The following is a 6,389-nucleotide window of genomic DNA, read 5'->3' on the forward strand; positions in this document are numbered from 1 at the left end:
AGGCGTAGGCTGCTCAAGAGCAAAACAACCATTCGCGTTGGCTCAGCATTCCATGCGGACGCGGAGCAAGCTCCGGGGAATGTACCCGTACGCGATTCAGCATTTCTTTGAGGGCACGGGTGCTGCTCAGGTTGAGAAACGCCTTTGCTAGGAAGGCACGCGTTTGCTAGGAAGGCACGCGCTAGGGGTCGCCGGTCAATTTCTTGTCCTCCTCGTTTGCCCCTTTTGGGCTCTGGGACATGCTCTTCGATGCGCACGATTTCCAAAACCTGGGTGAGCGCTTTGAGCTTATCGGTCAACTCCAGCCCTGTGTCTTGCTCAAATGAGGGGCATAGTTTCTCTTTGACCTGTTTCCAGTAGGGGGCTAGCAGGCATTCACTTTCCCAAGATGCGGGTTTGTCTTCCCAAAAGGGTAGCTCGTCTTGGTTAGCATCTGAGCCGGGTACAATTTCTTGGCTGACGTTCTGAATGGGTACATTTTTCACATTCTCTTATCGGTTCGGAGCGTCAGCTACCCTCACCCAGCCCACCTGACGGTGGGAGAACCGATTCGTGAAAAAGGCTCAACTATTAGATATTTATTCTCCTTCAAAAATTCAACACTTCGAAGATTCTTAGATGAATCAAATAGACTTGTTCCATTTATTTTAACCAGACCAAGACTGGCCCACTCTTCCCACTGCGCCTCATTCGCCACAATCTCCGGGTAAAGCGCCTCCGGCACCCGATCCAGCGTCAGGCAGTACCGCGTCTCCACCACGAACAGCCGCGCCTTCCACGCCTCCGGTAGCGACTTCTCCAGCGCGGCCAGCGACTCCCTGTTCAGGTTGTCTTGAAGATTGCGCTGTGCCGGGAACTCCTTGTAGCGGAACCGGATCGTCAGCGACGCGGGGCCATCCTCCACGAATGGCGTCTCCTCATCGAGTGCGAACCGCCGCTCCGTCTTGCTGTCCGCCTTCCGGTTGTCCTTCTCCGTGTCGCCCTCCACCAGCTTGAAGTGAACCACCACCTCCTCTGGCCCTTCGGCAACGAACAGCGAGTCAGCGGCGGGGCGCAGCCGAAAAGTGTAGTCCCTCAGAAGCTCCGACGACTTGATGTAGTACTGGTCCATGTTCGCCCAGACCAGCTTCACCTCCTCGCCATTGTAGGGGATCATGTAGCGCTCCTTGCCCGCCACCGTCGAGCGATGAAGCCCCAGGAGATCCCCCTCCTCGTAGTAGCGCGAGAAGAACTTGAACAGATGCGAGTACACCTCGTTGGCCGCCTCGTCGGGGTTCACGCCCGCGCCCAGCTTCGCCCGAAGCTCCTGAACTCGTGGCACAGCTTCCGGGGGCATCCCAAGCGCCCTCGCTCCATCTTCAGCCGCCTTCAGGTCCTCCTTCACCGACGAAAGTTGCGTGTCGCCGTGGCTCGCCAGCGCACCCCGCACCGTCGTCTCCAGGTGGCGATCCAGGAACTCCGTGATCTCGCTGTGGCGCTGGCGCAGAATGCGGTAGATGCCGAAGTCTAGGTCGGCCTTATCCAGCTCGAAAAGCTCGCGCAGCTTTGTCTTCAGGCGGTCGAAGTTCGTGGAAGCAGGGGTAGAAGTCAGAGTATCCATCGTGCGTGTAACATCCTCATGGGAGCAGCTAAAAGTGTAGCAGAAAAACGAAAATCATTAGATCGGCGACGGTTTATCGGTTCGCAGGTACGCCGTCCCACGCCCGCCGCCCATCGCCCGGAAGTAGCCCAAGGAGACCAGCTTCGCCAGATCGTTGCGGGCACTCCGCTCAGCCTGACCAGGTGCAAAGCGCTGCGTGTACTCCTCGCGGGTAAGCACCGCATTTGTCTTCACCGCTCCAAGGCAGGCCAGCATCCGCTCGTTAAATGCACTGAGACTCACTGCATCGCTTAGGGAAGCATCTTCTTTCCAGGCAAGTTTCAGTAAGACTCCTCCCTGAACATTGCGCCACTGAGGGGTGGGTAGGCCAAGCTCTTGCATTGCCTGCTGAATCCGCTCCAGGCCCGCGCCGAGCAGCTCCGCCAAGCCCCACACCGAGCAGACACGTGCAATATCGGGATTGGTCGGGCGCGAGACACGCAGAGCGACCGATGCCTCCGACGGGTTCAGGTCGAGTTTGCCAGGGTTCCACACCTCGAAACGGTTCGGGAAAATCCGCACCTGCACTTGCGCACGGTCGGCATAGTCCCGGTGCATGAGGGCATTGACCAGCGCCTCGCGAACCGCCAGCGCAGGCAAGATAGGTTCTTCCTGGCGCACTAGCCCAGAGATCACCGTGCGTTTTGGGAGGCGTATTAAACAGAAGTTATATGCCTGATCGAGCACCTCGTGGAGATCGCCCTGAAAGAAGACATCCTCGGAAGTCTCCAGCTTGCTCTCGCTTGTAAAACCGGTCGCATGTATGCCAAACTGAGGGAAGGCAGGCAGAGGATCTCTTTGGAACAGCGCCACCGCTCCCCGAGTCGGCCAGAGGTCTGCCGTGAGGTTCAGCCGCTCTAAACAGTCCCAGGCACTGGGGTTCTCCGTAAGCTCTTGACCGTAGCGCTCACCGTAGCGTTTCGCCGTGCTCTGAAGCAGCTCCATTGGCAGCGAGTCGGCCTCGATCCCATACGCCGCCACTCGCTCCCAGCGCTGCTCGGCATCCTCACGTTTTCCCAGCAGAGCACGAACCTGCTCCGCTGTTGCCGCACGGTTCTGAGCACCCGTCCGAATATAGATCGCGCCCTTGTGAACATAGGGAACATCGCTCCCGCGTGGCACCTCGATCAGAGCTCCTTGCTTGCCCGCATACTCCACCAACTCGACGCGAAGTGGGATCTTCGGAGAGATGGCCTGCTCTAAATGCGTCATGAGCGGCTCGACCGTCTGGGGACGTGACAGGCCGATAAAGTGCCCCTCGTCGTTCATCCCCAGGAGAATCATCCCCCCCCTCTGCATTTAGCATCGCTGTCACCGAGCGGGCGATTCCTTCCTCAGCGGCTTGCAGCTTAAACTCCAGGGTCTGGCTTTCCGACTTACCCAGATAACTCTCGATAGATGTGCTCATGGAGTACCTCCCGCCAGAGCAGCAAGCTCTGCGGCTAGAACGGTGTGGTTGGAAAACTGCGCCTGGATCGTTCGCAATAGCGCCTCCGTTGTCGCAAACTCCTGGCTCCATCGGTTGGGACGTGCCATGAGGGGAGAGCCGGGTGTTCCTGCTTGGGCTTCGTTAAGCATGGCAATCACACGGTAATCATCCAGGACGCTATTTCCCCGAAAGGGATTGACGGGTAAAGCTGGAGGGGCAGGCAAGGGAAAGAGCCGCGTACCATCGGCTTTGTACACCTGATCCGGCAGAACGGGCGCAAATTTCTTCAGGAGCTGGCGTGCGATGGTGCCATAGTGAGAGTTCAGAACCTCATAGCCGTAGCTCTCCAGCACCGCACAGAGTTGCGTGAGCGTATCTTCAAAGCCATAAACAGAGGAGGAGACCATGATCTTAATCGGCATCGTTACAGTATGCTCCAGGGTACCATTTCCGGCAAAATCCGGCAATATCCGGCAAGATCAGGCAGCTTGCGCGTTCCAAAGCGGGCTTTTAGTCAGACGACCCAGCGCGTTCAGGCGGATTTCCAGCGCACTTAGACTCTCCAGCAGGCTATCGAAGGTCGGCGGCACAGCGAAGAACATATCCCCCATTCGGTCGTAGTCGCTTCTCAGGTCAGGCAGGCGCTCGGGCGGCGGGAGGAGGTGCAAGGTGCCCGGAACGGCCAGATCGTAGCGCGACCAGGAGCTGCGGTAGAAGAACTCTTTGTGCTCGGCGACGCGAGCCAGAAGGTCCAAGCGGGCGATTGCTCGGGGGCCAATCTCCGGGTGCTGGGCGAGCTTGACCAAGTCGTAGTAGTGGCGTGAAAGCCGCTCACCACGGACTTTCTCCAGCGGGCGGTAGAACTCATCGTGGAGGATCGTGACTTTCTCCCAGAACGTGCGCTCGACGGCAAGAACCCGAACGGTAGCAGAGCTAGTGCCTGCGACGACATCGGCACGTTCGGCGGCCAGAGCACGGGCGATTCGGTTCAAGCGGGGGTCTCCAAGAGTCGGTCTATGTGCGGCAGAAGCCAGGTGGGTGCGGTGGCGCGGCTTCGGCGTAGGGTAGCGCGATCTCGGCGGGTGAGGAGGGCACGAAGCCGGGTGAGCTCGTGGTCGTCAATGCCTGTGGGGCCAAGGTAGCGTAGGGCTTCAAGGATCGTGGCGACCTTGCCTCCCTGCTCCGTGAGCCGCCGAGGTTCTGCGTGGCGTAGCTCGATGGTCTGGCCCCCCACCTTGAGCTTACGGGACGCCCCATCGGTGAGATAGACAATCTTTGCGGGTACTTGCGTGGAAAGCCCGAGGGCGTTTGCCGCGACTGCCCCACTGCTCTGAAGTCGGCTGCCTGTCTTGCGCTCCAGCGCCTCGGCGATACGCTCCTGGGCGGGTGGAACCAGCGTTCCCAGTAGCGTGCTGGTACGCGGCAGATCGTAGAGCCCGCGCCCGACACGGCGGATCTCCCCCTCCCGCGCGAGGCGTGAGAGTGTCTGATCCACAGCGGCACGGCTCCCCAGGTCTAGGAAGTCCTGGGCCGCGAAGACCCACCCCTCCCCCTGCTTCTGAATGCGCCGCTCAATCTTGCTTGAAATAGTTGCTGCCACAGTTAAGATTATAGGTACATGTCAGAAAAAAAGCAATTAGTTTCTGACATTTCCTTCACAAGTTAGAGATTACCCTCAGTGGCGGCGACAGTATGCGAAGGGTGATGTACTCACGGCGAACTCTCAAGGGCGGCCAAGGCCAAGCTGACGAGCAACTTGTGCGAGTGTGGTTCCACGCAGGGCGGCCAGTTCGGAAAGGAGATCAATGCGCCCCGCTTCTGCAAGCTCGATCTCATCGGTGAGCTGAGCGAACTCGCTGTGCTCTTCTGGGGTGAGCTCGCGCTGTGCTTGGGTGGCTTTGAGGGCTTTACGACGCTGGGTACCGCGGCCTCAATGCGCTTCAGGAGATCCGCTTCGGTCTCAGAGAGCGCGGGAACACGGCGATGGGCACGGATGGCAGTGAGGCGCTCCATGATGGCATCCAGCTCAAGCAAGGACAGGTTCTGGGCAGCTTCGGCAATATAATCGGCGGTCATCGTAGGAGGCATTTTCCGTTCTCTCTTCAAATCTCATTTTATCGTATTGTTGGCATGGGAGAATCGCCGTTGCCAGTGGCTTTGGTGGCTAGTGGGCATACCAGAAAAGCAACACCAACGATATACTAACTCTGGTGGATATTCTTCTTTATGACCGCCGGGCGGCGCAGGCGGTGCCAGCAACAGTTCTCAGCCCCATGAATCGGGCAGCTGTGGAAGCGGCGGCGGCAGACTGGGAACCGTCCATTGATGCGGCGATCCAAAGGCTGGCTCTGGCAGGAACGCCGCGCTCGGCCTGGCCACAGCACCTTCACTGGAGCTGGCAGCGCAAGGCAAAGGCGGTCGAGGGACTGGCAGGCTACCAGACAATCGGGGTGGAGTGCGAGGGGCAGATTCAGGGGATGATGCTCCTAACAACCAAACAGAAGCGGTGCAAGGAACCAAGCCAGCTCGGGCTTCCCTTGGTCTATGTGCACTATCTGGAGGCGGCTCCGTGGAACCTGCGCGAGCTGACTCCCGATCCCCGCTTTGGGGGCGTGGGCCAGGTGCTTCTTGTGGAGGCAATGCGCCTGAGCCTGAAGCGTGGCTGGAGCGGTCGCATCGGGCTACACTCCCTGCCACAGGCGGTGTCGTTCTATCGCGATACAGTGGGGATGAGCGACCTGGGCCTGGATGTTGTTGAGGGGCTCCCCTACTTTGAGACGACACCGACGCAGGCGAGTGCGTACTTGTCGAGGTAATGAAGATGCAGATTAAGATAACTGAGAAATGGCTCCTGGATCGAGGAGCGGCAGAGGACATGGACGTGACGGCGGGAAGCCTGGACGACTCGAAGCTGCTGATCGAGACGGCGAAAGAGCGCCAGAAGCAAAGCCGGATGAGCGTGCGAAAACCTGCGTCGCGCTCGAAAGTCCCTGCAAAGGCAGCTTGAGTTAGCAGTTTAGCAGCGAGGGGAATCTGGCGTATAGAGCGGTATGACCGATTCCCCTACCTCACCCGCGTCGCGCCTGTGGTTCACCTCGGATCACCACTTCGGGCACGATAATATCCGCTCCCACTGCCAGCGCCCCTTCGACTCCACGGAGGCGATGGACGGGGCGCTCATCGCCCGGTGGAACGCATGTGTCGTCCCAGGAGATACTGTCTATCACCTGGGCGATCTGTTTCTCTGCCCGCTCGATGACGCGAAAGCGATTCGGCGACGGCTCCACGGGAATATCTGCCTGATCCGAGGCAACCACGACA

The 6,389-nt window shown here is 59.2% G+C and carries 9 protein-coding genes; 3 read left to right on the plus strand and 6 right to left on the minus strand.

From position 1 onward, the window contains the following. Nucleotides 1-517: 517 nt before the first annotated feature. The 6 genes from ACH2EH_RS03075 to ACH2EH_RS03100 all read right to left on the minus strand — a co-directional run bounded on the left by ACH2EH_RS03075 (nt 518) and on the right by ACH2EH_RS03100 (nt 5,156). Nucleotides 518-1,600 carry a hypothetical protein gene (locus tag ACH2EH_RS03075; protein ID WP_395138852.1) on the minus strand — a complete coding sequence of 361 codons (1,083 nt, stop codon included), beginning with the start codon at nt 1,598-1,600 and terminating at the stop codon, nt 518-520. 57 nt (nt 1,601-1,657) lie between these two features. Continuing rightward, on the minus strand, nt 1,658-2,923 hold the full coding sequence (locus ACH2EH_RS03080) for an ATP-binding protein (protein ID WP_395138854.1): 1,266 nt from the start codon (nt 2,921-2,923) through the stop codon (nt 1,658-1,660). 120 nt (nt 2,924-3,043) lie between these two features. Then, a complete protein-coding gene (locus ACH2EH_RS03085; protein ID WP_395138856.1) occupies nt 3,044-3,490 on the minus strand; it encodes a hypothetical protein in 447 nt (148 codons plus the stop codon). A gap of 57 nt (nt 3,491-3,547) precedes the next feature. After that, nucleotides 3,548-4,060: a nucleotidyl transferase AbiEii/AbiGii toxin family protein gene (locus ACH2EH_RS03090; protein WP_395138858.1), complete on the minus strand. Its 513-nt coding sequence runs from the start codon at nt 4,058-4,060 to the stop codon at nt 3,548-3,550. Then, complete coding sequence (locus ACH2EH_RS03095; RefSeq protein ID WP_395138860.1) at nt 4,057-4,668, minus strand: DUF6088 family protein; 612 nt, start codon at nt 4,666-4,668, stop codon at nt 4,057-4,059. Before ACH2EH_RS03095 ends, ACH2EH_RS03090 begins: the two co-directional genes overlap by 4 nt. A gap of 110 nt (nt 4,669-4,778) precedes the next feature. Next, nucleotides 4,779-5,156, minus strand: coding sequence for a hypothetical protein (locus tag ACH2EH_RS03100; RefSeq protein WP_395138862.1), 378 nt, complete (start codon nt 5,154-5,156; stop codon nt 4,779-4,781). Nucleotides 5,157-5,278: 122 nt separating this feature from the next. Between ACH2EH_RS03100 and ACH2EH_RS03105 the strand changes: the two genes are divergently transcribed. The 3 genes from ACH2EH_RS03105 to ACH2EH_RS03115 form a co-directional block, all read left to right on the plus strand. Further along, complete coding sequence (locus ACH2EH_RS03105; RefSeq protein WP_395138864.1) at nt 5,279-5,884, plus strand: GNAT family N-acetyltransferase; 606 nt, start codon at nt 5,279-5,281, stop codon at nt 5,882-5,884. Nucleotides 5,885-5,889: 5 nt separating this feature from the next. Beyond that, the gene (locus ACH2EH_RS03110) at nt 5,890-6,075 is read left to right on the plus strand and encodes a hypothetical protein (RefSeq protein ID WP_395138866.1); all 186 of its coding nucleotides are present in this window, start codon (nt 5,890-5,892) and stop codon (nt 6,073-6,075) included. A gap of 43 nt (nt 6,076-6,118) precedes the next feature. Continuing rightward, a partial coding sequence (locus tag ACH2EH_RS03115; protein WP_395138869.1) for a metallophosphoesterase occupies nt 6,119-6,389 on the plus strand: 271 nt, incomplete at its 3' end.

Origin of the sequence: Armatimonas sp. (assembly GCF_043760365.1) — a bacterium.
Classification (GTDB): Bacteria; Armatimonadota; Armatimonadia; order Armatimonadales; family Armatimonadaceae; genus Armatimonas.

Coding starts and splice junctions, on each gene's coding strand:
- ACH2EH_RS03075 (WP_395138852.1), bottom strand. CDS start 1,600: ATGGATACTCTGACTTCTACCCCTGCTTCCACGAACTTCGACCGCCTG.
- ACH2EH_RS03080 (WP_395138854.1), bottom strand. CDS start 2,923: ATGATTCTCCTGGGGATGAACGACGAGGGGCACTTTATCGGCCTGTCA.
- ACH2EH_RS03085 (WP_395138856.1), bottom strand. CDS start 3,490: ATGCCGATTAAGATCATGGTCTCCTCCTCTGTTTATGGCTTTGAAGAT.
- ACH2EH_RS03100 (WP_395138862.1), bottom strand. CDS start 5,156: ATGCCTCCTACGATGACCGCCGATTATATTGCCGAAGCTGCCCAGAAC.
- ACH2EH_RS03110 (WP_395138866.1), top strand. CDS start 5,890: ATGCAGATTAAGATAACTGAGAAATGGCTCCTGGATCGAGGAGCGGCA.